Source organism: Duganella sp. BJB1802 (assembly GCF_013369445.1).
Classification (GTDB): domain Bacteria; phylum Pseudomonadota; class Gammaproteobacteria; order Burkholderiales; family Burkholderiaceae_D; genus Rugamonas; species Rugamonas vulcania_A.
Genome location: NZ_JABWEF010000009.1, coordinates 214,673 through 240,706, shown reverse-complemented (window position 1 = coordinate 240,706; position 26,034 = coordinate 214,673). Strand labels below are relative to the sequence as shown.

The 26,034-nt window shown below is 65.6% G+C and carries 23 protein-coding genes and 4 tRNA genes; 19 read left to right on the top strand and 8 right to left on the bottom strand.

The features are described 5' to 3' along the window. Positions 1–22: 22 nt before the first annotated feature. Positions 23–838, top strand: coding sequence for a helix-turn-helix transcriptional regulator (locus tag HUX88_RS16435; protein WP_176362452.1), 816 nt, complete (start codon positions 23–25; stop codon positions 836–838). Here the strand turns inward: HUX88_RS16435 and HUX88_RS16430 are convergent. Next, entirely contained in the window at positions 835–2,052 is a 1,218-nt protein-coding gene (locus tag HUX88_RS16430; protein WP_176362451.1) for an MFS transporter, read from the bottom strand. The two genes, HUX88_RS16435 and HUX88_RS16430, sit on opposite strands and share 4 nt — an antisense overlap. A 103-nt stretch (positions 2,053–2,155) precedes the next feature. Between HUX88_RS16430 and HUX88_RS16425 the strand changes: the two genes are divergently transcribed. From HUX88_RS16425 to HUX88_RS16415, 3 genes are all read left to right on the top strand, one after another. Further along, positions 2,156–3,067, top strand: coding sequence for a LysR family transcriptional regulator (locus tag HUX88_RS16425; protein ID WP_176362450.1), 912 nt, complete (start codon positions 2,156–2,158; stop codon positions 3,065–3,067). A gap of 59 nt (positions 3,068–3,126) precedes the next feature. Beyond that, entirely contained in the window at positions 3,127–4,710 is a 1,584-nt protein-coding gene (locus tag HUX88_RS16420; protein ID WP_229219379.1) for a S41 family peptidase, read from the top strand. A 93-nt stretch (positions 4,711–4,803) separates the two neighbouring features. Further along, positions 4,804–6,573, top strand: a complete 1,770-nt coding sequence (locus tag HUX88_RS16415) for a M14 family metallopeptidase (RefSeq protein ID WP_176362448.1) — start codon at positions 4,804–4,806, stop codon at positions 6,571–6,573. On the opposite strand, the gene HUX88_RS16410 is transcribed toward HUX88_RS16415, so the two are convergent. From HUX88_RS16410 to HUX88_RS16395, 4 genes are all read right to left on the bottom strand, one after another. Further along, a complete protein-coding gene (locus HUX88_RS16410; protein WP_117012679.1) occupies positions 6,570–6,950 on the bottom strand; it encodes a hypothetical protein in 381 nt (126 codons plus the stop codon). The two genes, HUX88_RS16415 and HUX88_RS16410, sit on opposite strands and share 4 nt — an antisense overlap. Positions 6,951–7,031: 81 nt before the next feature. Next, positions 7,032–7,958: a tRNA 2-thiocytidine(32) synthetase TtcA gene (gene ttcA / locus HUX88_RS16405; protein ID WP_117012680.1), complete on the bottom strand. Its 927-nt coding sequence runs from the start codon at positions 7,956–7,958 to the stop codon at positions 7,032–7,034. Continuing rightward, complete coding sequence (locus HUX88_RS16400) at positions 7,955–8,353, bottom strand: dihydroneopterin aldolase (protein ID WP_117012681.1); 399 nt, start codon at positions 8,351–8,353, stop codon at positions 7,955–7,957. The genes ttcA and HUX88_RS16400 overlap by 4 nt, the downstream gene beginning before the upstream one ends. A 24-nt stretch (positions 8,354–8,377) precedes the next feature. Continuing rightward, entirely contained in the window at positions 8,378–9,172 is a 795-nt protein-coding gene (locus HUX88_RS16395; RefSeq protein ID WP_176362447.1) for an SDR family oxidoreductase, read from the bottom strand. A 57-nt stretch (positions 9,173–9,229) separates the two neighbouring features. Here HUX88_RS16395 and HUX88_RS16390 point away from each other — a divergent pair, with 57 nt between their 5' ends. Then, on the top strand, positions 9,230–10,381 hold the full coding sequence (locus tag HUX88_RS16390; RefSeq protein WP_176362446.1) for a class I SAM-dependent methyltransferase: 1,152 nt from the start codon (positions 9,230–9,232) through the stop codon (positions 10,379–10,381). A 114-nt stretch (positions 10,382–10,495) separates the two neighbouring features. Next, positions 10,496–11,497, top strand: coding sequence for a J domain-containing protein (locus tag HUX88_RS16385; protein ID WP_117012684.1), 1,002 nt, complete (start codon positions 10,496–10,498; stop codon positions 11,495–11,497). Here HUX88_RS16385 and HUX88_RS16380 read toward each other — a convergent pair. Together HUX88_RS16380 and HUX88_RS16375 are read right to left on the bottom strand one after the other, a co-directional pair. Next, complete coding sequence (locus tag HUX88_RS16380) at positions 11,494–13,239, bottom strand: methyl-accepting chemotaxis protein (protein ID WP_176362445.1); 1,746 nt, start codon at positions 13,237–13,239, stop codon at positions 11,494–11,496. The genes HUX88_RS16385 and HUX88_RS16380 overlap by 4 nt on opposite strands. Positions 13,240–13,258: 19 nt before the next feature. Beyond that, positions 13,259–13,738, bottom strand: coding sequence for a chemotaxis protein CheW (locus HUX88_RS16375; RefSeq protein ID WP_117012686.1), 480 nt, complete (start codon positions 13,736–13,738; stop codon positions 13,259–13,261). Positions 13,739–13,978: 240 nt separating this feature from the next. Between HUX88_RS16375 and HUX88_RS16370 the strand changes: the two genes are divergently transcribed. After that, on the top strand, positions 13,979–15,562 hold the full coding sequence (locus tag HUX88_RS16370; protein WP_176362444.1) for a DUF3369 domain-containing protein: 1,584 nt from the start codon (positions 13,979–13,981) through the stop codon (positions 15,560–15,562). A 43-nt stretch (positions 15,563–15,605) separates the two neighbouring features. After that, positions 15,606–17,138 carry an HDOD domain-containing protein gene (locus HUX88_RS16365; RefSeq protein ID WP_176362443.1) on the top strand — a complete coding sequence of 511 codons (1,533 nt, stop codon included), beginning with the start codon at positions 15,606–15,608 and terminating at the stop codon, positions 17,136–17,138. A 10-nt stretch (positions 17,139–17,148) separates the two neighbouring features. On the opposite strand, the gene HUX88_RS16360 is transcribed toward HUX88_RS16365, so the two are convergent. Next, positions 17,149–20,406 carry an EAL domain-containing protein gene (locus HUX88_RS16360; protein ID WP_176362442.1) on the bottom strand — a complete coding sequence of 1,086 codons (3,258 nt, stop codon included), beginning with the start codon at positions 20,404–20,406 and terminating at the stop codon, positions 17,149–17,151. Positions 20,407–20,612: 206 nt separating this feature from the next. Here HUX88_RS16360 and HUX88_RS16355 point away from each other — a divergent pair. The 11 genes from HUX88_RS16355 (at position 20,613) to rplL (ending at position 25,899) form a co-directional block, all read left to right on the top strand. Then, a tRNA-Tyr gene (locus tag HUX88_RS16355) sits at positions 20,613–20,696 on the top strand. A 58-nt stretch (positions 20,697–20,754) separates the two neighbouring features. Then, positions 20,755–20,828 (top strand) — tRNA-Gly (locus HUX88_RS16350). Positions 20,829–20,858: 30 nt separating this feature from the next. After that, positions 20,859–20,933, top strand: a tRNA-Thr gene (locus HUX88_RS16345). Between the two features lie 106 nt (positions 20,934–21,039). Then, positions 21,040–22,230, top strand: coding sequence for an elongation factor Tu (tuf, locus tag HUX88_RS16340; protein ID WP_117012690.1), 1,191 nt, complete (start codon positions 21,040–21,042; stop codon positions 22,228–22,230). 65 nt (positions 22,231–22,295) lie between these two features. Next, positions 22,296–22,371 (top strand) — tRNA-Trp (locus HUX88_RS16335). A gap of 36 nt (positions 22,372–22,407) precedes the next feature. Beyond that, positions 22,408–22,791, top strand: a complete 384-nt coding sequence (gene secE, locus HUX88_RS16330; RefSeq protein WP_008444107.1) for a preprotein translocase subunit SecE — start codon at positions 22,408–22,410, stop codon at positions 22,789–22,791. Beyond that, the gene (gene nusG, locus HUX88_RS16325; RefSeq protein WP_117012691.1) at positions 22,791–23,405 is read left to right on the top strand and encodes a transcription termination/antitermination protein NusG; all 615 of its coding nucleotides are present in this window, start codon (positions 22,791–22,793) and stop codon (positions 23,403–23,405) included. Before secE ends, nusG begins: the two co-directional genes overlap by 1 nt. Positions 23,406–23,526: 121 nt before the next feature. Then, a complete protein-coding gene (gene rplK, locus HUX88_RS16320; RefSeq protein ID WP_117012692.1) occupies positions 23,527–23,958 on the top strand; it encodes a 50S ribosomal protein L11 in 432 nt (143 codons plus the stop codon). 2 nt (positions 23,959–23,960) lie between these two features. Next, entirely contained in the window at positions 23,961–24,656 is a 696-nt protein-coding gene (gene rplA / locus HUX88_RS16315) for a 50S ribosomal protein L1 (RefSeq protein WP_117012693.1), read from the top strand. Positions 24,657–24,915: 259 nt separating this feature from the next. After that, positions 24,916–25,455 carry a 50S ribosomal protein L10 gene (gene rplJ / locus HUX88_RS16310; RefSeq protein ID WP_026334850.1) on the top strand — a complete coding sequence of 180 codons (540 nt, stop codon included), beginning with the start codon at positions 24,916–24,918 and terminating at the stop codon, positions 25,453–25,455. 72 nt (positions 25,456–25,527) lie between these two features. Then, a complete protein-coding gene (gene rplL / locus HUX88_RS16305) occupies positions 25,528–25,899 on the top strand; it encodes a 50S ribosomal protein L7/L12 (RefSeq protein WP_117012784.1) in 372 nt (123 codons plus the stop codon). Positions 25,900–26,034 lie beyond the last annotated feature (135 nt).

Genomic DNA, 26,034 nt, shown 5'->3' with positions numbered 1-26,034 from the left:
TGGCTTGCGCGGCGATGCCATAATGTGTCGCATGCAAGCCAAGCCATCTCCCCAGATCGATCCCGCCCGCGCCGATGCCGATGGCGGCCCGCTGCTGTTCGCCGCGCTGTCGGCCGGCGACATGCGGCACACGCCCACCCACAGCCACGCGCGCGGCCAGGCCATCGGCGCCTTGAGCGGCCTGCTGACCATCGGCACGGAGCGTGAGCGCCTGGTGGTGCCGCCGGGGTATGCGATCTGGATGCCGCCGCATCACCCGCACGGCCTCGATGCGCACGGGCCGACCAGCGGCTGGAGCGTCTACGTCGCGCCGGACGCCTGCGCCGCGTTGCCCGCGCTGCCGCAGGTGTTCCAGGTATCGGGCCTGTTGAGGGAGGCGGTGCTGCGCGCTAGCGCATGGCAGCAGGCGCCCGCGCCAGCTTCCGCGCAGGAGCGTATCGTGGCGGTGATCCTGGACGAACTGGCGGCCGCCGCGCGCGAACAGCTGGTGCTGACCATGCCCACCGACCGCCGCGCGTTGAAGATCGCGCTGGCGCTGGCCGCCGATCCGGCCGATGCGCGTTCATTGAATGAGTGGGCCGATTGGGCCGCCATCGCCCCGCGCACGTTGACGCGGCGCTTTGTGGAGGAGACCGGCCTGTCCTTCAGCGACTGGCGCCAGCGTGCGCGCCTGATGCGGGCGGTGGAGCTGCTGGCGGCCGGGCAGGCCGTCACCGCCGTGGCGCTGGAGCTGGGCTACGACAGCCTGAGCGCCTTCATCGCCATGTTCCGCCGCGAGATGGGCGTGGCGCCCGGCGGATTCGCCGCCGCACACGCGGCGGCGTTGGCGCTGCCTTAGACTTTCACGCCGGCGTTGAGCGCCGAGGAGTGGGCGGCATACTCGGTCAGCCAGTACAGCAGCGCCAGGCCGGGGAAGGCCATGCCGGTCAACAGCGCGGCATGCCAGCCGTGGGTGGCGTACATCCAGCCGCCCAGCGCCGAACCGAGCGCGCCGCCGGCGAAGAACAGCGCGAAGTACACGCCATTCAGACGGCTGCGCACCTCCGCGCCCAGCGAGAAGATGGCGCGCTGGCCCAGCACCAGGTTGGCCGCCACACCCATGTCCAGCACGATGGAGGCGATCACCAGCATCGCCAGCGCCACGTTGCGCGACTCGGGCGCCACCATCGGCAGCGCGAAGCCCACCACGCCCAGCGCCAGCGCGGCGGCGGTGGCCATCAGCGTGTGGCCGGCATCGGCCAGGCGGCCGGCGACCGGCGAGGCCACCGCGCCCGCCATGCCGACCAGCGCGAACACCGCGATGCCGGTCTGCGACAGGTGGAACTGCGGGCCGGCCAGCATCAGCGGGGTGACGGTCCAGAACAGGCTGAAGGAGCCGAACAGGCCGGCGTGGTAGGCGGCGCGGCGGCGCAGCACCGGGGTGCGCAGGAACAGGTGCCACAGGGACGCCATCAGCGCCGGGTAGCTGATGGTGGCGGTCGGCACGCGCAGCGGAAGTTTGGCGCGCAGCACCAGCGCCACGGCCAGCACCAGCACGGCGGCGCCACCGAACACCACGTGCCAGTTGCTGGCGTCGGCGATCAGGCTGGCGGCGGGGCGGGCCAGCATGATCCCCAGCAGCAGGCCGCTGACCACCTTGCCGACCGTGTGGCCGCGCGTGGCTTCCTTCGACAGGTGGGCGGCGAACGGCACGATGATCTGCGCCGCCACCGAACCCAGGCCGATGCCCAGCGCGGCGCTCAGGAACATCCACGCGCTGGTGCTGAACGCGGCCAGCACCAGCATGGCGGAGGTGAACAGCAGGCCGGCGACGATCAGGCGGCGGTTTTCCAGCAGGTCGCCCAGCGGCACGACGAACAGCAGGCCGAGGGTGTAGCCGATCTGCGTCAGCGTGACGATCAGGCCGGCCGCCTGCGGCGACAGGCCGGTGGCGGCGCTGATCGGGCCGACCAGCGTTTGCGCGTAGTACAGGTTGGCGACGATCAGGCCGGTCGCGGCGGCCAGCAGCAGCACCATGCCGGGGCTGATGTCGTCTTGTGCGGGATTGCTCATGATGACTCCGTAAGTAAGTGGGGATGGGCAGATTCTAGGCAAAACCGGAGCAAAGATAATTAGGGCATAATGACCTTATACTTTTCACATAATGTGAACAATCATGGACAGACTCAAGGCCATGCAGACCTTTGTGCGCATCGTCGAGGCCAACAGCTACACGCGGGCCGCCGAAACGCTGGATCTGCCGCGCGCCGCGCTCACGGCGACCATCAAGAAACTGGAGGCCTTCCTCGGCACCCAACTGCTGCAGCGGACCACGCGCCGCCTGTCGCTCACGCCCGACGGCGCCGACTATTTCAGGAAGTGCCTGGAGATCCTGCAGGCGGTGGAGGATGCCGAGGGCGCGTTCCGTGGCCACGGCCGGGGCAAGCCGCATGGCAAGCTGCGGGTGGAGCTGCCGGGGGCGGTCGGCCGCCACGCGGTGCTGCCGCACATCGCCGGCTTTTGCCGCGAGTATCCCGACATCGAGCTGGTGATCAGCCTGAACGAGCGCCTCACCGACCTGACGCAGGAAGGCCTGGACTGCTCGCTGCGCGTGGGCGAGCTGCAGGATTCGGCGATGGTCGCGCGGCGCCTGGGCAACATGGGCTTCCTGACCTGCGCCGCGCCGTCCTACCTGGCCGTGCACGGCGTGCCGCAAACACCGGCCGACCTGGCGGCGCATCGCGGCGTGACGCATTTCTCAGGCCGCACCGGCCGCGCCTTCGCCTGGGACTACGTGGTCGACGGCGGCGTGACGATGGTGGAGGTGCCCGGCGCGATCGCGGTCAACGATCCCGACGCCTACGTCATCTGCGCCTTGCAGGGCATGGGCCTGATCCAGGCGGCGCGCTACCAGGTGCGCCAGCACTTGGCCAGCGGCGCGCTGGTCGAGGTGCTGGCGGCCACCCCGCCGACGCCGATGCCGATCTCGCTGCTGTACCCGCAGGGCCGCATGGCGTCGCCGCGCCTGCGGGTGTTCGCGGACTGGATCGCCGGCGTGTTCAAGGCCGATCCCGACCTGCAGGCCTAAATTGTAAGAAAGATTGCCAAATAGATACGCCAGCATGGATTGCGGATTATAATTTCGCGATGAAAATGACTTCCCTTGCCTTCGCGGCCGCGCTGGCGCTGCCCTTGCTGAGCGGCTGCGGCGGCGATGCGCCGCCAGCGCCGGCCACCCCGGTTGCGCCGGTCGAACCGGTCACCCCGCCGGTCACTCCACCCGTGACCCCGCCCGTGACCCCACCGGTGACCCCGCCAGTGACCCCGCCGGTCACGCCTCCCGTCACGCCGCCGCTGGACTACACCGGCGACTGGTTCGTGCTGGCCTCGCACTGCGAGAAGCCGCGTCCGGGCTCCTCGGTCGAGGTGCAGGGCACGCTGATGGACGAGCTGAAATGGCTGCGCTCCGTCCAGGAGAACGCCTACCTCTGGTACAAGGAGATCCCTGCCGATCTGAAGATCGAGAGCTACAAGAGCACGACCGCCTACTTCGCCGACCTGAAAACGCCGGTGATCACCGCGTCCGGCCGGCCCAAGGACCGCTTCCACTTCACCTATCCGACCGACGCCTGGCGGGCGCTGTCGGACTCCGGCGTCGAGTTGGGCTACGGCCTGACTTGGCTGCGCAGCACCGACACCTCGACCCGGCGCGTGTGGACGCTGACGATGGTGGCACCGGATTCCCCGGCCGCCCTGGCCGGCCTGCGGCGCGGCGACGTGCTGGTCTCGGTCGACGATGTCGCCATCGGCGACACCAGCACCGCCGGCCTGGCCGCGCTCAACGCCGGCCTGTTCCCGGTCAAGGCCGGCGAATCGCATCGCATGGTGCTGAGCCGCGACGGCGTCCCGCGCACGGTCACCATGACGTCGCAGCAATTGGCCGTGCCGCCGGTGCAAAACGTCAAGCTGCTCGACACGCCCGGCGGCAAGGTCGGCTACCTGCAATTCAACGAGCACAATGCGGTGGCCGAAGGCCAGCTGGTGAAAGCCTTCAACGGCTTCAAGAGCGCCGGCGTCGCCGACCTGGTGCTGGACATGCGCTACAACGGCGGCGGCCTGCTGGACATCGCCAACGAGCTGGCCTACATGATCGCCGGTCCGGGACCGACCGCCGGCAAGACCTTCGAACAGCTGCGCGCCAACGACAAGACCAAGCAGGACCCGCCGTCGAAATTCCTGACCAGCACCAGCGGTTTCAAGTCGCCGGACCGGCTCCCGCCGGGCACACCGCTGCCTTACCTTGGCCTGAAGCGGGTCACCATCCTGACCACGCCCGGCACCTGTTCGGCCAGCGAGTCCGTCATCAATAGCCTGCGCGGAATCGACATCGAGGTCACGCTGATCGGCGGCGAAACCTGCGGCAAGCCGTATGCCTTTATTCCGTCTCCCAATTGCGGCACCACCTATTTTTCGATCCAGTACCAGGGCGTGAACAACAAGGGCTTCGGCGACTACGCCGACGGCTTCCCGCCGACCTGCCGCGCCGGCGACGACCTGACGCAGACGCTGGGCGACCCGGCCGAGAACATGCTCGCGGCGGCGCTTAGCTACCGCGCCAGCGGCGCCTGTCCGGTGGCGCCGCAGGGCAACCGCATGCAGGCCGGCGCCAAGGAAGGCGCCGTGCAGCTGGTGCGGCCGCCGGTGAAGGAAATCGCGATCCGCAATCGCTGACGCGCAAAGCCGACTATAATTTCCAGCGCATCCGATGCCGGCGGGCCGCTCCCGCCGGGCATCGGCCATTCAACCCTTGCTGGAAGCCTGTCCATGATACGTTCCGCCATTCTGCTTGCCTTTGCCGCCACCTCCACGCTGGCCGTCGCAGCGCCCGCCGCCACCTCCCTGAGCACCATCGCCGAACGTTCCGGTTTCCAGAACACCGGCCGCTACGACGAAGTCGTCGACCTGTGCGCGCGCTTCCAGAAGGCGTATCCGAAGCAGGTGCGCTGCTTTGAATTCGGCCGCACGCCGGAGGGCCGGCCCATGCTGGCGCTGGCCGTCTCGCGCACCGGCGCGCTGACCGCCGAGCAGGCGAAGAAGCGCGGCCTGCCGGTGATGCTGGTGCAGGGCGGCATCCACGCCGGCGAGATCGACGGCAAGGACGCCGGCTTCCTGGCGCTGCGCGAGGCGCTGGAGAACAAGGCCGCGCCGGGCGCGCTGGACAAGCAAGTGCTGTTGTTCGTCCCGGTGTTCAACGTCGATGGCCATGAGCGCTTCGGCAAATGGAACCGTCCGAACCAGCGCGGCCCGGTGGAGATGGGCTGGCGCACCACGGCGCAGAACTACAACCTGAATCGCGACTACGTGAAGGCCGACGCGCCGGAGATGCAGTCCATGCTGGCGCTGGTGAACGCCTGGGATCCGCTGGCCTACATCGACCTGCACGTGACCGACGGCGCCAAGTTCCAGCCCGACGTCTCGATCCAGGTCGAGCCGGTGCACGGCGGCGACGAGGAACTCAAGCGCGCCGGCGCGGCGCTGCAGACCGCCGTGATGGCCGACCTGAAGGCGCAGGGCTCCGATCCCAAGCCGTACTACATCTCGTTCGCGGCCGACGACGATCCGACCTCCGGCTTCGTCGACAGCATGGCCACGCCGCGCTTCTCGACCGGCTACTTCCCGCTGCGTAACCGCTTCGCGATGCTGGTCGAAACCCATTCGTGGAAGGACTATCCGACCCGCGTGCGCATCACCCGCAACACCATCGTCTCGCTGCTGTCGCAGGTCGCCGCGCACGGTAAGGAATGGCAGAAGATGACGCAGGACGCCGACGCCCGCGCCACCGCCATGGCTGGCGCCGATTTCCCGATCAGCTACCGCACCACCTTCAACGCCAAGACCATCGAGTTCCCCGGCTACGAATACACGCGCGGCTATTCGGAAGTGTCGGGCGGCCTGATGACGCACTACGACGAGAGCAAGCCGCAGATATGGAGCGTGCCGCTGCGCGACGAAGTGGTGCCGGACCTGAAGATCGCCGCGCCCAAGGGCGGCTACCTGGTGCCGCTGGCCGACGCCGCGCGCATCGGCGCCAAGCTGAAACAGCACGGCATCGTCTTCAAGGTGCTGGCGTCGGACCAGATGGCGGCCGAGGTGGAGACCTTTCGCGCGACCAAGACCAAGTTCGGCGCGCAGTCGTTCGAGGGCCATCAATCGCTGGCGGTGGAGGGCGACTGGGGCCGCGAGCGCCGCAGCCTGGCGAAGGGCGCGCTGTTCGTGCCGATCGCGCAGCCGAAGGCGCGCCTGGTGATGACGATGCTGGAGCCGCGCGGCGCCGATTCGCTGCTGGCCTGGGGCGAATTCAATAACGCCTTCGAGCGCAAGGAATACATGGAGGAGTACGTGGCGGAGGACGTGGCGCGCGCGCAGCTGGAGGCCGATCCGGCGCTGCGCGAGGAGTTCCAGAAAAAGCTCGACGGCGACGCGGAGTTCAACAAGAGCCAGGCCAAGCGGCTGGAGTTCTTCGCGCGCCGCCATGCGTCGTGGGACGAGCGCTACAACCTCTACCCGGTGATGCGTACCGCGCAGAAGTTTTAAACGGAGACGCTGACGCCGGTAACGCCACTGGCGCCACTAACGCCGCCGCCATCGCCGCCGCCATTTGCCTTGGCGGTGGCTTCTTCCATCTTCTGCTTGATGAGCGCGGCCACCTTGGCCATGATCGACGCCTGTTCCTCGGGCGACTTGGCCGCCAGCGATTCCGGCGTCTCGCCCAGGCTTTTCAGGATCATTTCCGCCATCCGTTCGGCCGGCGATTTTTTCATGTAGGTATCCAGCTCCTGCGCGGCGGTCGGCTGCTGCGGCGGCTGCTGTTTGGTCTCGAGCACCGCCTTGAAGTCGGCGCCGCCGGATTTCCGGTTCGTGGCGAAGGCCGCCGCGCTGGCGCTGCCGAGTGCCTTGGTATCGATTTTCATCCTGGTTTTCCCTGATAGTGGTTATTTACGCAATATAGCGTAATTTGCACTAGCAGGGGGACGAAGAATATCGGCCGTCGATCAGGTCCGCTGCAGCGGGATGATGCCCGGCACGGTGGACGGAGTCGAACACGGCTCCTCGTCGAAGGCGATGTCGCCCAGCGGATTGGCCTGGCCGTCGGCCTTGATGTCCTTGAAGCCGAACAGGTCGCGGTCCATCAGGTGCGACGGCACCACCGTCGACAGCGACGAGAAGATGTTCTCCACGCGGCCGGGGAATTTCTTTTCCCAGTCGCGCATCAGGCCCTTGATCTGCTTGCGCTGCAGGTTCTCCTGCGAGCCGCACAGGTCGCACGGGATGATGGGGAATCCTTTGACTTCGGCATAGCGCTCGGTGTCCTCTTCCTTCACGTAGGCCATCGGGCGGATCACCATGTGCTTGCCGTCGTCGGACACCAGCTTGGCCGGCATGCCCTTGAGCTTCCCGCCGAAGAACATATTCAGGAAGAAGGTCTCGAGGATGTCGTCGCGGTGGTGGCCCAGCGCGATCTTGTTGCAGCCCAGTTCATCGGCCACGCGGTACAGGATGCCCCGGCGCAGGCGCGAGCACAGCGAACAGGTGGTCTTCCCTTCCGGGATCAGGCGCTTGACGATGCTGTAGGTGTCCTGGTTCTCGATGTGGAACGGGATGCCCAGCTGCTTCAGGTAGGCCGGCAGGATGTGGTCGGGGAAGTTGGGCTGCTTCTGGTCCAGGTTGACGGCGACCAGCTCGAAATTGATCGGCGCGCGTTCGCGCAGCGTCATCAGGATGTCGAGCAGCGCGTAGCTGTCCTTGCCGCCGGACAGGCAGACCATGACCTTGTCGCCGTCTTCGATCATGTTGAAATCGCCGATGGCCTGGCCGACCAGGCGGCACAGGCGCTTGTGCAGCTTGTTGTTTTCCAGCGCGATCTTCTCGGCCGATTTGCCGGCCGGCGCGGCCGCTGCGTTGTCGAGTACTGCGTTCATACGGTTTCCTTGATTTTAAATACTTCCACGCCGACGCCTTCGCAGTCCGGATAGACGTCCGGCTTCATGGTCGACACGCGGGCCGCGCGCACGCGCGGGTGGGCCAGCATGGCGGCGACGATGTCGTCGCACAGGCTCTCCTGCAGGTGGACGTGGCCGCGCGCCATCAGCTTGGCGATGGAGTCGCGCATGAAGTCGTAGTCCACCACTTCCTCCAGCTGGTCCTTGACCGGGGTCGAGACGGCCAGCGGGATGTACAGGTCGACGTTGATGAGCAAACGCTGCTCGCCCTTTTTCTCGAACTCGTAGACGCCGATGTTGATCAGCACTTCGTAATTGCGCAGGAACAGGCGGCGGCAGTCGTTCAGTTGCGGGTGGATCAGGGCGGACAGCATAGTTTCACTTTCTAGAGATGGTATTCATTTGGCCAAAAACATCACGTCGCGCGGCAGCGGCATCAGGTGCTGGCCACCGTCGACCAGCAGGGTGGTGCCGGTCAGCGCGCGCGCCGTGGCAGCGTAGACCACGCTGTCGGCGATATCTTCCGGGGTGCTGGAGCGGCCCAGCGGGGTTTGCCGGTGCGCGTTGGCGAAACCGGCCTCGGTCTGGTCGCCGGACACCATCGTGATGCCGGGCGCGATGCCGACCACCCGCACCGCCGGCGCCAGCTGCTGCGCCAGCATCGTGGTGGCGGTGTGCAGCGCCGCCTTGGACAGGGTGTACGACAAAAAATCAGGATTGAGATTGTACAGTTTTTGGTCGAGCAGGTTGATCACCACGCCCTGTTCGCCGGTGCCCGCCAGCGCCGTGTGCAGCGCCTGCGCCAGGATCACCGGCGCGGCCACGTTGGCGCGCATGTGGGCGTCGAGGCGGGCGGCGGTGAAGTCGGCGGCGCTGTCGTACTCGAACAGCGAGGCGTTGTTGACCACGCAGCGCACCGCGCCCAGCGCGGCCAACGCCTGCGGCAGCAGCGCGCGCACCGCCGCCTCGTCGGCCAGGTCGCAGGGCAGGGCGGCGGCGCGCCGGCCCAGCGCCTCGATCTCGGCCACCACCGCGCGCGCCTCGTCGGCCGAGGCGCGGTAGTGCACCGCCACGTCCCAGCCGGCGCGCGCCAGGCCAAGCGCGATGGCGCGGCCGATGCGGCGGCCGGCGCCGGTCACGAGCGCCACTGGCGCCACGGGGGCGCCGGTTGCTGTTTGTTCTGCTGTCGTCATGTGCTGTCTGAATGTCAAAGTGGCGGCCCGGCGCGCCGATTCGCTACAATGCCGGTTATGTCCCTACCTGTTCCCACCAGTGACGCGCTGGCCGCGTCCCACGCCCTGCAGCACCTGATCGCCGCCGAAATCGCGCGCAACGACGGTGCCATTTCCTTCGCCCGCTACATGGAGCTGGCCCTGTACGCGCCCGACCTGGGCTACTACAGCGGCGGCTCCGCCAAACTCGGCAAAGATGGCGATTTTACAACCGCGCCCGAGCTCACGCCGCTGTTCGGCGCCGCCGTGGCACAGGCCGCAGCCGCTATTATCGCCCAAAGCGCGCCGCGGATCCTCGAATTCGGCGCCGGCACCGGCAAGCTGGCCTTCGACATCCTGACCGAGATGGCGCTGGCCGGCGTGGCGATCGAGCGCTATTTCATCGTCGAGCTGTCCGGCGAACTGCGCGCGCGCCAGCAGGACAAGCTGCGCGATTTCCCGCAGGTGCAGTGGCTGGACGAATTCCCCGACGCCTTCGACGGCGTGGTGGTCGGCAACGAGGTGCTCGACGCGATGCCGGTCCAGCTGATCACCAAGCATCCGGAAGGCTGGCAGGAACTGCGGGTGACGGTGCGCGACGGCCGCTTCGATTACCTCGAAACGCCGGCCGGCCCCGAGCTGCTGGCGCAGATCGCGCTGCAGATTCAGGACCACGACAGCCTGCCAGTCGGCTACGTGACCGAGGTGCACGGCGTGGCCTGCGGCTTCATGGCGACCCTGGCGCGCATGCTGCGCAACGGCCGCGCCAACGCCGCCTTCCTGTTCGACTACGGTTTCCCGGCGCACGAGTACTACCTGGAGCAGCGCGCCACCGGCACGCTGATGTGCCACTACCGCCACCATTCGCACCCGGACCCGTTCTACTATCCGGGCCTGCAGGACATCACGGCCCACGTCGACTTCACGGCGATGGCGCTGGCCGCGCAGGAGGCGGGCGCCGACGTGCTGGCCTACCTGAACCAGGCCGGCTTCCTGATCGGCGCCGGCGCCGGCGAGCTGCTGCTGCGCACCGACCCGTCCGACGCGCTGCGCTACCTGCCGCAGGCCAAGGCCTTGCAAAAGCTGCTGTCGCCGGCCGAGATGGGGGAATTGTTCAAGGTGCTGGTGATCGGCAAGAACGTCGCCTTGCCGGACGCCATTGCCGCCCATGACCGCACCCACCGCCTGTAGATTAAATGTTACAGTGATCAAAACAGCAAGGCCAAACCTTGTTTGATCGCTGAGTTACGGCGCGCCAGATCGGCTATGATGAATAACGCACGCTCGCGGACAATTATTGGAACGATGGCAAAGATACACACTCACTATGACAACCTGAAGGTGTCGCGCATGGCGCCGCAGGAAGTCATACGTGCCGCCTACAAGGCGCTCAGTCAAAAATACCATCCGGACAAAAATCCGGGGGATGAGAAGGCTGCGCGCATCATGGCCATTCTCAACAGCGCCTACGACACCTTGTCCGACACCCAGCGCCGCAAGGAGCACGACGAATGGATCGCGGCCGAGGAGTGGGAAATCGAATGGCTGGAGAGCACCCACCACGAGGACGGTCATCGCGGCGACAAGCACCGCCACGATGGCGCGGAGCGGGCCTGGAGCCCGGAGCCGGTCGACGACCTGCCGCGCGCGCACCGGCGCGGCGCGTGGAAGTGGTGGGGCGGGCTGGCGGCCAGCCTGGTGGTGGGCTGGGTGGCCGGCGTGACGATGGTATCCGAAACGCAGGTGGTGTCGTCGGCGCTGGCGGCGGCGTGGGGCGGCAAAGCCAATAACGGCAGGGCGGCGGAACCGCGCGCGGTGGCGCGCGATCCCAAGGCCGAGATGCGCGAGGCCTGGGCCGGCGCCCAGCCGTACTACCCGGAGGCGAACAGCAGCCGACCGGCGGCGATCAAGGTGCAGGCGCTGTCGCAGGTGATACTGCCGAACGCCACCGCCGATTGCGAAAGCGAAACCCAGACCCTGGTCGCGCCCAATGGCGAGCCGTGGCCGACGCAGTCCGGCTACATGACCGGTTTCCCGGTCGCCAACCGTGGCGACGACATGCAGCTCACGCTGGACAACGCCGGCAACGCGTCGGCGGTGTTCATCAAGATCTACGACACCGAGCGCCGTTCCAACGTGCGCTACGCCTACGTGCAGGCGCACGACAAGCTGGTGGTCGACAAGCTCGCCAACGGCAAGTACGAGATCCGCTACCAGAACCTGGACGTGGGCGCCAACCAGAGTGGCTGCGCGCCCGCCAGCCGCACGGCGGCGGCCAGCACGGCGCCGGCGCCGGTCAACAACTAGAACTCTTCCCACTCCGAATTCAGATCGGCCTTGGGCTTGGCGGTCTTGGTTGCCGGCTTGGCGGCTGGTTTCGCGGCCGGACGGGCTGCCGGCTTGGCCTCCGCCGGCTTGCCGGCTGGCGCCAGCCGTGGCGCGGCGGCGGCCGCCTTGGCGACGGCCGGACGGGCCGCCGCTGCCGGGGCAGGCGCCGCATAACTGCTATCGAGCTTGAACACGCTGACCGAGGCCGACAGCGTGGCCGCCTCGTCCTGCATGCTTTGCGCGGCGGCTGCGGCCTGCTCCACCAGCGCGGCGTTCTGCTGCGTCATCTCGTCCATCTGCGAGATCGCCTCGTTGACCTGCTCGATGCCCATGCTCTGTTCCTGGCTGGCCGAGGTGATCTCCGCCATGATGTCGGCCACCTGCTGCACCGAGGTGACGATCAGGCCCATGGTCTGGCCGGCCTCGTCCACCACGGCGCTGCCGCCGTCCACCTTCTCCACCGAATCGTCGATCAGCACCTTGATTTCCTTGGCCGCCGTGGCCGAGCGCTGCGCCAGGCTGCGCACCTCCGACGCCACCACCGCGAAGCCGCGTCCCTGCTCGCCGGCGCGCGCCGCTTCCACGGCGGCGTTGAGCGCCAGGATGTTGGTCTGGAAGGCGATGCCGTCGATCACGCCGATGATGTCGACGATCTTGCTGGAGCTGGCCTTGATCGAGCCCATGGTGTCGACCACCTGGGCCACCAGCTCGCCGCCGCGCGTGGCCACCGACGACGCCGAGATCACCAGCTGGTTGGCCTGGCGGGCGTTGTCGGCGTTCTGCTTGACGGTGGAGGTCAGCTCCTCCATGGTGCTGGCGGTCTCCTCCAGCGAGCTGGCCTGCGACTCGGTGCGGCCCGACAGGTCCATATTGCCGCTGGCGATTTCGGCCGAGGCGCGGTTGATGGTGGTGGTGCTGCTGCGCACCTCGTGCACGGTGCGCGCCAGGCTGGTGTTCATGTGCTGCAGCGCCTCCAACAGCTCGCCCGTCTCGTCGCTGGCGCGCGCCTCGATGCGGGTGCTCAGGTCGCCGGCCGCGACCGACTTGGCGATCGCCACCGCCTCCTCCAGCGGGCCGGTGATCGAGGCCGTGATCCACACCGCCAGCGCGGCCGAGACGATCAGCGCCACCACGCCCAGCACGATCATCATCGTGCGCGAAAAATCGATGTGGCCGGTGGCCACCTTGCCGCCGTCCTCGATGTCGGTCTTCTGCTGCTTGACCATGGCGCCGGTCAGCTCCTCGAGCGTGTCGAGCGCGGGGAAGGCTTCGCGGTTCATCAGCTCGGACGCCTTGTCGCGCTCGTCCGCCTCGACCAGGTCGGCCACCTTCAGGAAGGCCGTGTTGTAGGTGGCGCGCGCGGCCTGGATCTTGGCCAGCAGCGCCTTCTCGTCGGGCGTCTCGGTCAGCCGGTCCAGCGCGACCAGCGCGGCGTCGATGGTCTTCTTGTCCTGGTCGATCCGCTCGTAGCTCTTGGCGCGCTGCGCCTTGTCGGTGATGACGAACAGGGCCAGCACGCGGCGCGCGTCCTCGCGCGCGGCGGCGTCGATGGTGGCGGCGGCCGAGGCGCTCGGCCAGTCGCGCTCGACGATGCCCTTGGCGCTCTGGCTGATGGCGCCGAAGCGGCCGATGGCGGTCGCTATCATGATGAGCATCAGCAGCACCAGCACGCCGAAGCCGGCGCCGAGGCGGGTTTTGATTTTGAAGTTGGTCAGGTTCATAAGGGCGCTTGGGTAGGGTTCAGTTGGCGGCGACGACGTCGGTCAGGCCCATCTCGGCGCTCGACATCAGCTTGTCGATGTCGACCAGGATCAGCATGCGCTCGTCGATGGTGCCCAGGCCGATCATGTAGTCGGAGTTGAAGGCCGTGCCCATTTCCGGCGCCGGCTTGACCTGGTCGGGCATGAGCGTGGTCACGTCCGACACCGAGTCCACCACCATGCCCACCACGCGCCCGCCGATGTTGAGGATGATGACCACGGTGAACTGGTCGTACACCGGCTCGCCGAGCTTGAACTTGATGCGCATGTCGACCACCGGGATGATGATGCCGCGCAGGTTGATCACGCCCTTGATGAACTCGGGCGCGTTGGCGATGCGGGTGACCGCCTCGTAGCCGCGGATCTCCTGCACCTTGAGGATGTCGATGCCGTACTCCTCGGCGCCGAGGGTGAAGGCGAGGAACTCGCGTCCGGCGATGTCCGATGCGTTTTCTTGCATGATGGTGGTCCTTGAAATATTGATCTGATCGCGATATCGCCTTGGTCGGCGACCGCGCCGCAATCCTTACAATGACGGCGCTAGCGTATCAGGTTCGCGGCCCGCTGACGAGCGCGGCAAAGCACGGCACGGGCGAAAAACGCACGCCTGTTGCTATCAATTCCGAAGGGGGTTGTCACAGGGGGGGAATCTGATTATGCTAGGCCTAAGACAGCCACGGGCTTAGCGCCAGGAGATGTGATGACCGATTCCAACGCCGCAGACGACAACTGGCTGATCCAGGAGGACGAGGAGCCGGCGCCGGTTGACGGAACGGGGTCGCCGGAACAGCGCCTGTGGCGGGTGCTCATCGTTGACGACGACGTCGACGTGCACGCGGTCACGCGGCTGGCGCTGCGCAACGTCTCCTTCAAGGGCCGCGAGCTGGAGCTGTTCTCCGCCTACAGCGGGCGCGAGGCCTACGAGTTCCTGCGCGACACGCCCGACATCGCGCTGGTGCTGCTGGACGTGGTGATGGAAACCGACGACGCCGGCCTGCTGCTGGCGCGCCGCATCCGCGAGGAGCTGCACAACGCCATCGTGCGCGTGGTGCTGCGCACCGGCCAGCCGGGCCAGGCGCCCGAGCAGCGCGTGATCATCGAATACGACATCAACGACTACAAGGCCAAGACCGAGCTGACCACGCAGAAGCTGTTCACCACGGTGATCTCGGCGCTGCGCGCGTACGAGAGCCTGAACATGCTCGAGCGCAGCCGCATCGGCCTGGGCAAGATCCTGGCCGGCGCCACCAACCTGTACCAGATCCATTCTCTGCGCGAGTTCGCCTCGGGCGTGCTGAACCAGGTCAGCGCCATCCTCGACGTCGGCGCCGATGGCGTGCTGTGCCTGATGCAGGGCGACACCGGCGTCACCAGCGTGGTGGCGGCCACCGGCGGCTACGCGGCGCTGGGCGAGTCCGAGCTGATGCCGGTCAGCCATCCGCTGTGGCCGACCATCGCCAAGGCCTTCGCGGAAAAGAAAAGCCAGTTCGAGCATCCGGCCAACGTGCTGTTCATCCACACGCAGGAAAACCGCGAGGTGGCCATCTCGGTCACGCCGCCGTGGCCGCTGGCGCAGATCCAGCGCGACCTGCTGGAGGTGTTCTGCCAGCGCATCGCCGCCGCGTTCGACAACCTGTACATGTTCGGCCAGCTGCGCAAGGCGCAGGAGGCCACCGTGGTGGCGCTGGCCGACCTGGCCGAGTTCCGCGACAGCGGCACCGGTGGCCATGTGCGGCGGGTGCAGATGCTGTCGACCGCGCTGGCCCAGCGGATGGCCGCGCGCGGCGTGTACGCCGACGAGCTCACGCCGCAGCTGCTGGAGATGATCGGCCTGGCCAGCATCCTGCACGACGTCGGCAAGGTCGCCACGCCGGACCACATCCTGCTCAAGCCGGGCATCCACACGCCCGAGGAACGGGCCCAGATGCAGACCCACGCGGCGGTCGGCCGTTCCATTCTGGAGCGCGCCGCCAACATGGTCGACGGCGTCAGCTACCTGACCTACGGCGCCGAGATCGCCGGCGGCCACCACGAGCATTTCGACGGCAACGGCTATCCCAACCAGCTGGCCGGGCGCGCGATCCCGGTGTCGGCCCGCATCGTCGCCGTGGTCGACGTGTTCGACTCGCTGCTGCACGAGCGGCCGTACAAGGATCCATGGCCGCACACCGAGGTGATGACCTACATCACCGAGCGCGCCGGCAAGCAGTTCGACCCCGAGGTCGTGGCCGCGCTGCTGGAACTGATCGAGCGCGACCCCACCATCGGCCACACGCCGGACTAGGCCGCGTCGGCGCGGGCGCGCGGCCGGACGCCAGGAGCAAGTCATGCCATCGAATCCGCATCCGTCCGACAGCGAGCAGCGCCCGGTGCGCGGCGCGCTGCTGAAAAAGCTCAGCGGCGACGAGGGCATGTTCGCGCTGGGCGCTTCGGTGGCGCGGGTGGTGCAGCTGGCCGATTCCGACGACCAGGGCACGCAGAGCCTGGCCTACTACGTGCTGTCGGACGTGGCGCTGACGCAGAAGGTGCTGCGGCTGGCCAACACGCCGACCTACCGCGCCGCCGGCGGCACCGCCGTCACCACCATCTCGCGCGCGATCTCCCTGCTCGGCTTCGACAACGTCAAGACCACGGCCATGGCCATGCTGCTGGTCGACACGCTGGCCAACAGCCGCCACGCGCACAGCGTACGCATCGAGCTGGAGGCGGCGCTGTGCGCCAGCCTGGTGGGCCGCGAGATGGCGCGCCTGAGCGTCTACCAGGGCGCCGAGGAGGCGGCCATCGGCGCGCTGTTCAAGAACATCGGCGCGCTGGTGGTGGCCTCGCACGAGCACGCGCTGTTCCGCGAGATCGGCGTGCTGGCGGCGGCCGGCAAGGTGACCGAGGCGCAGGCCGCGCTGCAGGTGCTCGGCTGCAGCTACGACAGCCTGTCGGCCGCCATCCTGCACGAGTGGAAGATCCCGGACGTGATCGTGCGCGCGCTGGCGCCGCTGCCGCCGGGGCCGTGCAAGCCGGCCGCCGGCCGCCAGGAGTGGATGCGGCAGGTGGTGTCGTTCAGCATGGAGACGGCGCGGCTGCTGGCGCGCCGCCTGGGCGCCGACAGCGCCGAGGGCAGGGCGCTGGAGCAGCGCTACGGTGCCGCGCTCAACCTGGACCAGGACCGCCTGGCGCAGCTGTTCGCGACCGTTTCGCGCGACATGGACAGCCTGCTGGAGAGCCTGCAGATGGGCGTGCAGGCCGACCCCGACGACGGCGGCCCCGGCCTGCCGGGCGTGCTGGCGCAGGCGGCGATGGGCGCGGGCGAGGCGCCGCAGGGCAGCCATCCGAGCGGCAAGCCGCACAACGCGCGCGAGTTGCTGCTGGCCGGGGTGCAGGAGGTGACGCAGATGCGCGCGGGCGGCCACGGCAAGGTCAACGACATCATCCAGGCGGTGCTGGAGACGCTGTACCGCGGCATGGGCTTCCGCTTCGCCACCGTGTGCCTGAAGGACGTGCGCAGCGGCCAGTACCGGGCGCGCGTGGCGTTCGGCGAGCGCCACGCGGAGCGCCAGGCCGGCTTCGTGTTTCCGTCCGCCGCCGGCGACGACCTGTTCCACCTGGCGATGCAGAACAACGCCGACCTGATGATCGCCGACGCCAGCGCGCCCAAGATCCGCGCGCTGCTGCCGGAGTGGCACCGCAGGCTGCTGCCGGACGCGCGCAGCTTCATCGTGCTGCCGCTGGTGGTCAACTCGGTGCAGCTGGGCCTGTTCTACGCGGACCGCGCGCTGCCGGCGCCGGAGGGCGTGCCGCCCGACGAGACCTCGCTGATCCGCGCCCTCAAGGGCCAGGTGCTGGTGGCGCTGACCCCGGGCTCCTGAGTGTCGCGCCCTACGCGGCGTCGGCGCTCTCGCTGCGCACCATGGCCTCGAACTGCGCCACCGGCATCGGCCGCGCGTACAGATAGCCCTGCGCTTCGTCGCACTGCTTGGCGCTGAGGAAGTCGCGCTGGGCCAGCGTCTCGACGCCCTCGGCCACCACGCCCAGCCCCAGCGAGTGCGCCAGCGCGATGGTGGCGGCCACGATCACGGCGTCGTCCGGATCGCTCTCGATATCCTTGACGAAGCCGCGGTCGATCTTGATGCGGTCGATCTCGAACAGCTTCAGGTAGCTCAGCGAGGAATAGCCGGTGCCGAAGTCGTCGATCGCTACCTTGATGCCGCGCGAGCGCAGCTCGACCAGCAGCGCGCGGCTGCGCTCGGGATCCTGCATCGCGGCCGACTCGGTGATCTCCAGCTCCAGCAGGGCCGGGTCGATGCCGTGCGCGGCCAGCAGGCGGTCCAGCAGCGGCAGCAGGCCGGCGCCGTGGCACTGGCGCGCCGACAGGTTGACCGCCAGCCGCAGGTGCGCCAGCCCCGGCGCGCGCCACGAGGCCAGCAGCCGGCCGGCGCGCTGCAGCACCCAGTCGCCCAGCGGCAGGATCAGGCCGGACTCCTCGGCGATCGGGATGAAGCGGTCCGGCCCCACCATGCCCAGCTCCGGATGGTGCCAGCGCAGCAGCGCCTCGGCGCCGATGATGCGTCCGCTCGCCAGCTCGACCTGCGGCTGCAGGTACAGCTCGAACTCGTTGTGCTCGAGCGCCTGCCACAGGCGGTTCTCCAGCATCAGGCGCTCGTGGGTGGCGCTGTTCATCTCGGCCGAGAAGAACTGGAAGTTGCCGCGGCCCTGGCTCTTGGCCGCGTACATGGCGGTGTCGGCGTGGCGCAGCAGGGTGCTGCCGTCCTCGCCGTCGGACGGGAACATGGCGACGCCCACGCTGGCGCCGCTGTGCACGGTCTTGCCCTCCAGGTGGTAGGGCGCGCCCAGCGACTCGACGATGCGTACCGCGATGTTGGAGGCCTCGTCCGGCGTCACGCTGCCGGAGGTGACCACGATGAACTCGTCGCCGCCCAGGCGGGCGATGGTGTCGACCTCGCGCAGCAGCTCCTGCAGGCGCTGGGCCACGGCCACCAGCAGCAGGTCGCCGGTCTGGTGGCCGTGGGTGTCGTTGATCTTCTTGAAGTGGTCGAGGTCGATGAACAGCACGGCCGCCGCGCCGCCCGCGCGGCGGGTCTGGGCCAGCAGCTGGTCGAGCCGCAGGTTGAGCGACAGGCGGTTGTCCAGGCCGGTCAGGGTGTCGTGGTGGGCCAGCCGGTGGATGCGCTCCTGCGCCATCTGCTGCGCGGTCAGGTCGTGCAGGATGGCGACGAACAGGTGCTCGTCGGGCAGCTCCACCTCGCTCACCGACATCGCCAGCGGGAACTCGTTGCCGTCGCTGCGCCAGCCGGTCAGCTCGTATTCGTGGGTGACGCCGCAGGCGATCATGCGCAGCAGGCCGGCCGCGTCCAGCCCGGCGGCCTCGCCCACGCCGACCGGGATCAGGCGGTCCAGCGGCAGCGCCGTCATGTTCTCCGGCGCGTAGCCGAACAGGCGGCCGGCGGCGGCGTTGGCCGACATCAGCAGGCCGTCGCCGTCGATGGTGAGGATGGCGTCGGCCGCCTTGTTGAGGATGGCCTGCAGGCGCGCTTCGCGCTCGCGCAGGCGCGAGGTGCTGTCCTTGACCTGGGCCTGGATGCGGGCGCGCTCGCCGCTGATCAGCATCATCAGCGTGCCCAGCAGGCCGGTCAGCAGCAGGCCGCAGGTCAGCACCGTCCAGCTCTGCCAGCCGCGCTGCTGGCGCAGGTATTCCGGCGTCGGCGCCAGCGTCAGCTCGTAGATGCGGCCGCCGAAGTGCAGCTGGCGCTGGAAGTCGCCCGGCCCGGCGGCGCGGCCCAGGCTGTCGCGCACCGCGCGGCGCGGGCCGTCGTCGTCCATGTCCTCGAAGCGCATCAGGAAGTGGCCGAACTCGGAGCGCTTGAGCGCCTGGTCCAGGTAGGCGTCGAACTGCATCGAGATCAGCAGCGAGCCGATGGCCTGGTGGCGGTTGTTGTTGGGGTAAACCGTCTGCAGCAGTAGCAGGCCGGCGTTGGCCGGGCCGCCGATCAGCTGCAGCGGCTCGGTGGCGGTGGGCTGGCCGGACTGGATGGCGCGTTCCAGCGCGGCGCGGCGCGGCGGATCGGACAGGAAGTCCAGCCCCTGGAACAGGCGGTTGTTGGCCGGCTCGATGTAGGTGGCGGCGAAGTAGCGCGGGCGCGGGGCGGCCACCACCAGGGTGTCGCCGGCGGCGCGTTCGCGGATCGCGAAGTCGGGCGCCACCTGGGCCCGGCCCCAGGCCTCGAAGGCGGCGCGCTCGCCGCCGGCCACCGGCGTCAGCCAGGCCATCGACAGCAGCTCGGGGCGCTGGTCGAGGTAGCCGTGCGCCAGGTTGCCGAAGTCCTCGGCGTTGAGGGTGCGGCGCGGATCGTTGAGGGCCTTGGCCATTGCGTAGACGAAGCGTTCGTGCTCGCTGAACTGGGCCTGCAGCAGGTCGCCGGTCTGTTGCGCCTTGAGGCGGAAGGTCTGCATCTGCTGGTTGTTTTCCCAGCGGTCGGCCTGCAGGTAGATGGCGATGAAGGCGCCCGCCGACAGCAGCAGCGGCAGGCCGACCAGCAGGCGCCGGCGCGACCACAGCGCGCGCGGGCGGCCGATGACGATCCAGGTCAGCGGCGCGGCCAGCAGGATGCCGATGGTGTCGCCCATCCACCAGGCCAGCCAGTCGAGCGCGACGGTGTCCCAGCTGAGGATGCCGAGCAGGGTCATGCCGGTCAGCGCGACGGTGCTGTTGATGACGGTGACGCCGGCCGCCAGCATGACGAAGCGCACCACGTCGCGGCCGGAACCGATGGCCGGGTCGATATAGCGGCGGAACAGGGCGCTGCCGGCCCAGGCCTGCAGCAGGGCACCCAGCGCCGGGAAGCAGGCGCCGGCGAATGCCGTGGCGCTGACGCCGCCGGGGCTGAGGAAGGGATAGACCAGGTTGACCGCCAGCGAGCCGAGCGCCACGGCCGGCAACAGGCGGGCGCCGCCGATCACGCAGCTGGCCAGCGCCAGGCCGGCGGGCAGGAAGATCGGCGAGGCGTAGCCGGGCGGCAGCGCCAACAGCAGGCCGAGGCGGCCGGCGACGAAATAACAGGCCAACAGGCCCAGATTGGCCAGCACCAGGCTGCGCAAACTACCGCTACGGTTGTTCAACTGCGGGGCTCCAGGTCTCAGTATCGTCAGGCGATTGTATAGGATTTCGTTGAACGTAAAAACAACACTTGCACATTTGCAGTTGGTGCAGTTAAAATCTCGCCCCGAAGCAGACGGTTCATCCGCACAGCGTGAAATAGGCAGTAAAAAACGCGATGCAGGGTTGACAGGTCGAAGAAGTTGCTTCATACTCTGCGGTTCCTCGCGGAGGGGTGGCCGAGTGGTTAAAGGCGACAGACTGTAAATCTGTTCTTTCGAGTACGCTGGTTCGAATCCAGCCCCCTCCACCAAGTTTTTGCAAGAAGACTGGGTGACGCAAGTAGATGAAGTAAGAATTGAACAATCCTCGCGGGTGTAGCTCAATGGTAGAGCAGAAGCCTTCCAAGCTTACGACGAGGGTTCGATTCCCTTCACCCGCTCCAGTGTTGTTGCAATGCAGATGTACCCCATAAGCCCTTGTAGCTCAGTGGTAGAGCACTCCCTTGGTAAGGGAGAGGCCACGTGTTCAATCCACGTCAAGGGCACCAGAATTCGCAGTATCCCGCAGCACCGGCAGCATATTTAATACGCAGCACTATCAAAGACAGTCGGGCGTACGCCCAGGCAATCACACCAAATCGTTAGGAGTCTAAAATGGCAAAAGAGAAATTCGAGCGGACCAAGCCGCACGTTAACGTCGGCACCATCGGCCACGTCGACCACGGCAAGACCACCCTGACCGCTGCGATCGCAACTGTTCTGTCGAAGAAATTCGGCGGCGAAGCTAAAGCATACGACCAGATCGATGCTGCTCCAGAAGAAAAAGCACGCGGCATCACCATCAACACCGCTCACGTCGAATACGAAACCGCTGGCCGTCACTACGCTCACGTTGACTGCCCAGGCCACGCCGACTACATCAAAAACATGATCACCGGCGCGGCACAGATGGACGGCGCGATCCTGGTTTGCTCCGCAGCCGACGGCCCAATGCCACAGACCCGCGAGCACATCCTGCTGGCCCGTCAAGTTGGCGTTCCATACATCATCGTGTTCCTGAACAAGTGCGACCTGGTCGACGACGCAGAACTGCTGGAACTGGTTGAAATGGAAGTGCGCGAGTTGCTGTCGAAGTACGACTTCCCAGGCGACGACCTGCCGATCGTTAAAGGTTCGGCCCGTATGGCGCTGGACGGCGACACCGGCCCAATGGGCGAGCAGGCCATCATGGCCCTGGCCGAAGCACTGGACAGCTACATCCCTACGCCAGAGCGCGCAGTGGACGGCGCCTTCCTGATGCCAGTGGAAGACGTGTTCTCGATCTCGGGTCGCGGCACCGTTGTGACCGGTCGTATCGAGCGCGGCATCATCAAGGTCGGCGAAGAGATCGAAATCGTCGGCATCAAAGACACCGTCAAGACCACCTGCACCGGCGTGGAAATGTTCCGCAAGCTGCTGGACCAGGGTCAAGCTGGCGACAACGTTGGTCTGCTGCTGCGCGGCACCAAGCGTGAAGACGTGGAACGTGGTCAAGTTCTGGCCAAGCCAGGCTCGATCAAGCCACACAACCACTTCACCGGCGAGATCTATGTTCTGTCGAAAGACGAAGGCGGCCGTCACACCCCGTTCTTCAACAACTATCGTCCACAGTTCTACTTCCGTACGACTGACGTGACCGGTTCGATCGAACTGCCAGCGGACAAAGAAATGGTTATGCCAGGCGATAACGTGTCGATCACCGTCAAGCTGATCAACCCGATCGCGATGGAAGAAGGTCTGCGCTTCGCAATCCGCGAAGGTGGCCGTACCGTTGGTGCAGGTGTTGTAGCGAAGATCATCGCTTAAGGAATAAGGTCGTACCACCAGGGGCGTCTCTGGTGGTATAATCGATATCCTTTGTAGTTTTACGTAGGGACGTAGCTCAATTGGCAGAGCGTCGGTCTCCAAAACCGAAGGTTGGGGGTTCGATGCCCTCCGTCCCTGCCACCGTTTTCAGGTGCAGGGCACCGAAAGTAAATATAAATGTCAAATCAATCCGTGCAGACCGTCAGCACGTCGAATGACAAGATTAAGGTTGCTCTGGCAATAGCCGTTGCAATCGCAGGTGTGGTCGGGTTTTATTACCTGTCAGACAAACCAGCTCTCGTACGCGCAGGCGCACTTGTAGCTGGTTTGGCTTTTGCCGTTCTGCTCTTGTGGACCTCGACGACTGGCCGTGAATTCCTGAATTTCGCCAAAGAAGCCGTACGCGAAACGAAAAAGGTCGTCTGGCCTACTCGTCGCGAAGCTACCCAGATCACGGGCATCGTGTTTGCCTTCGTGCTGGTGATGGCGCTGTTCCTGTGGGGCACGGATAAGACACTCGAGTTCCTGTTGTACGACGTCATTCTGGGTATACGAAAATAATGAGCGAAAATGTGCAAGACGAGGTGCCGGGCGAAGTTCCGGCACAAGATGCTGGCGCAGCGCCAATCAGCGTACCTGTCAGCAATAAGCGCTGGTATGTTGTACACGCATACTCCGGCATGGAAAAAAGCGTCCAGCGCGCCCTGATGGAGCGCGTCGAGCGCGCGGGCATGCAGGACCAGTTCGGCCAGATCCTGGTGCCGACCGAAGAAGTGGTTGAAGTCCGCAACGGTCAAAAGTCCGTCACCGAGCGTCGTTTCTTCCCTGGCTATGTGCTGGTCGAGATGGAAATGACCGACGAAACCTGGCACCTGGTGAAGAACACCAACAAGGTGACCGGCTTCATCGGCGGCAAATCGAACAAGCCGACCCCGATTCCAGCGCGCGAGATCGACAAGATCATGCAGCAGATGCAAGAGGGTGTCGAGAAGCCACGGCCAAAAGTGCTGTACGAAGTGGGCGAGCAAGTCCGCATCAAGGATGGCCCGTTCACCGATTTCAACGGCAATGTCGAAGAAGTCAATTACGAAAAATCCAAAGTGCGCGTCTCGGTCACCATTTTCGGCCGCGCCACTCCGGTGGAACTTGAGTTCGGCCAGGTAGAAAAAGTATAAGCAGGACCGTTCGCCAGAACGGGCGACGGTGTAAAAACCTGACAAATCTGGCAAAGAGGAGCCCCGCCCTGCAATTGCGCATGGTGGGGCGCTACTACTCATATCCAAGATAGGAGCCATCATGGCAAAGAAAATCATTGGTTTTATCAAGCTGCAAGTGCCAGCTGGTAAAGCAAACCCATCCCCACCGATCGGTCCAGCTCTGGGTCAACGCGGTCTGAACATCATGGAATTCTGCAAGGCGTTCAACGCGCAGACCCAAGGTATGGAACCAGGCATGCCTATCCCAGTCGTGATCACCGCGTTCGCTGACAAGTCCTTCACCTTCGTGATGAAGACCCCACCAGCAACCTTCCTGATCAAGAAGCACTCGGGCGTTGTTAAAGGTTCGGCCAAGCCACACACCGACAAAGTCGGCAAGCTGACCCGCGCTCAAGCTGAAGAAATCGCTAAATTGAAAACCCCAGATCTGACCGCTGCCGACATGGATGCCGCTGTACGCACCATCGCTGGTTCCGCACGTTCGATGGGCATCACGGTGGAAGGTCTGTAATCATGGCAAAACTGTCCAAACGCGCTAAAGCTATCAAAGCCAAAGTTGATAGCACCAAAACCTACGCATTCGACAACGCAGTCGCTCTGATCAAAGAACTGGCTACCGCCAAGTTCAACGAATCGATCGACGTGTCGGTACAGCTGGGTGTGGATCCTAAGAAGTCGGACCAGGTCGTTCGCGGTTCCGTCGTGCTGCCAGCCGGCACCGGCAAGACCGTTCGCGTTGCTGTGTTCGCTTCGGGCGAAAAAGCAGAGCAGGCTAAAGCAGCCGGCGCCGACGTCGTTGGTATGGAAGACCTGGCCGAGCGCGTCAAAGCCGGCGACATGCCTTTCGACATCGTCATCGCTTCGCCAGACACCATGCGTATCGTTGGTACCCTGGGTCAGATCCTGGGCCCACGTGGCCTGATGCCTAACCCGAAAGTCGGCACCGTAACCCCTGACGTCGCTACCGCCGTGAAAAACGCGAAAGCCGGTCAAGTTCAGTACCGTACCGACAAAGCCGGTATCATCCACGCGACCATCGGCCGCAAATCGTTCGCTGACGCAGATCTGAAGAGCAACCTGGTTGCCCTGATCGACGCACTGAACAAAGCCAAGCCAGCCACCAGCAAGGGTGTTTACCTGCGCAAGGTATCGCTGTCGTCGACCATGGGCGCTGGCGTCCGTGTTGACCAGGCTACCCTGGCTGCCTAAGTTTTAAAAGTTTAAGTCCCTGTGCTGCAAGGCGCGGGGCAGTTCTTTGGGCTGGTCGCCGTTGCTTGCAGCGGCGGCCAGGCAATCAAAGACCGTTGGGCCGGGTGCATCAGGCAGGCAACCGGTTAATTGAATTTTTCACCCAACGCAGATGGTGTACCCGATCAAGTTTCGTAGTCCATTGGACTCCTAAACCTCGGACGCCGTTGTTCGAACCGATGGCAGGCAGTTTGCCCGTCATCATTTAAGGAGGTTGACCGTGGGTCTCAATCTGAATGACAAAAAGGCCGTTGTCGCCGAAGTTTCCGCAAAAGTAGCAACTGCGCAAACTATCGTCGTGGCCGAATATCGTGGCATCCAGGTTGCTCACTTGACGCAACTTCGTGCCAAAGCGCGCGCTCAAGGCGTGTACCTGCGAGTGTTGAAAAACACCCTCGCTCGTCGCTCCGTCGAAGGCACGCAGTTCGCCAGCCTGGCAGACAGCATGACCGGTCCCCTGATCTACTCGATCTCGGACGATGCCGTTGCAGCAGCTAAAGTCATCGCTGACTTCGCTAAAACCAACGACAAACTGGTCATCACCGCAGGTAACTACGCAGGCAAGCAGCTGGATAAAGCAGCTGTTGCAGCGTTGGCGAGCATTCCTAGCCGTGAAGTTCTCATCTCGCAGTTGTTGGGCGTTATGCTGGCTCCGGTGTCGGGCTTTGCACGTGGTCTGGCTGCTCTGGCAGCGAAAAAATCCGAAGGTGCTCCAGCTGTTGCCGAAGTGGCCGCAGAAGAAGCCCCAGCCGCAGCTTAATAGCCGCAGCCGGTTTTTTTCTCAAGTACCAATCTGATGTATTAACGAATCAAAAAATTATTGGAGTTTCAAATGGCAATTAGCAAAGACGACATCCTGAACGCAGTTAGCGAAATGTCCGTAATGGACCTGAACGAACTGGTCAAAGCTTTCGAAGAAAAATTCGGCGTTTCGGCCGCTGCAATGGCTGCTCCAGCAGCTGGCGGCGCAGCTGCTGCTGCAGTTGAAGAGCAAACCGAGTTCAACGTTGTTCTGACCGAAGTCGGCGCAAACAAAGTTGGCGTTATTAAAGCAGTTCGCGAAATCACCGGTCTGGGCCTGAAAGAAGCCAAAGACGTGGTTGATGGCGCTCCTAAGACCGTTAAAGAAGCCCTGTCGAAAGCTGACGCTGAAGCCGCTAAGAAGAAGCTGGAAGAAGCTGGCGCCAAGGCCGACCTGAAGTAATCAAGTTGTACGGCGGCTAGTTAGCGCCTCGAGCCAAAGCTGCGGATTTCCTTCTGAAAGGGAGGAAATCCGGCTTTGGCTCCTTTGTCGTCCTCGTCGTATTTGTAGCGTTTGTCCAACGCCGCAGTTTTATCG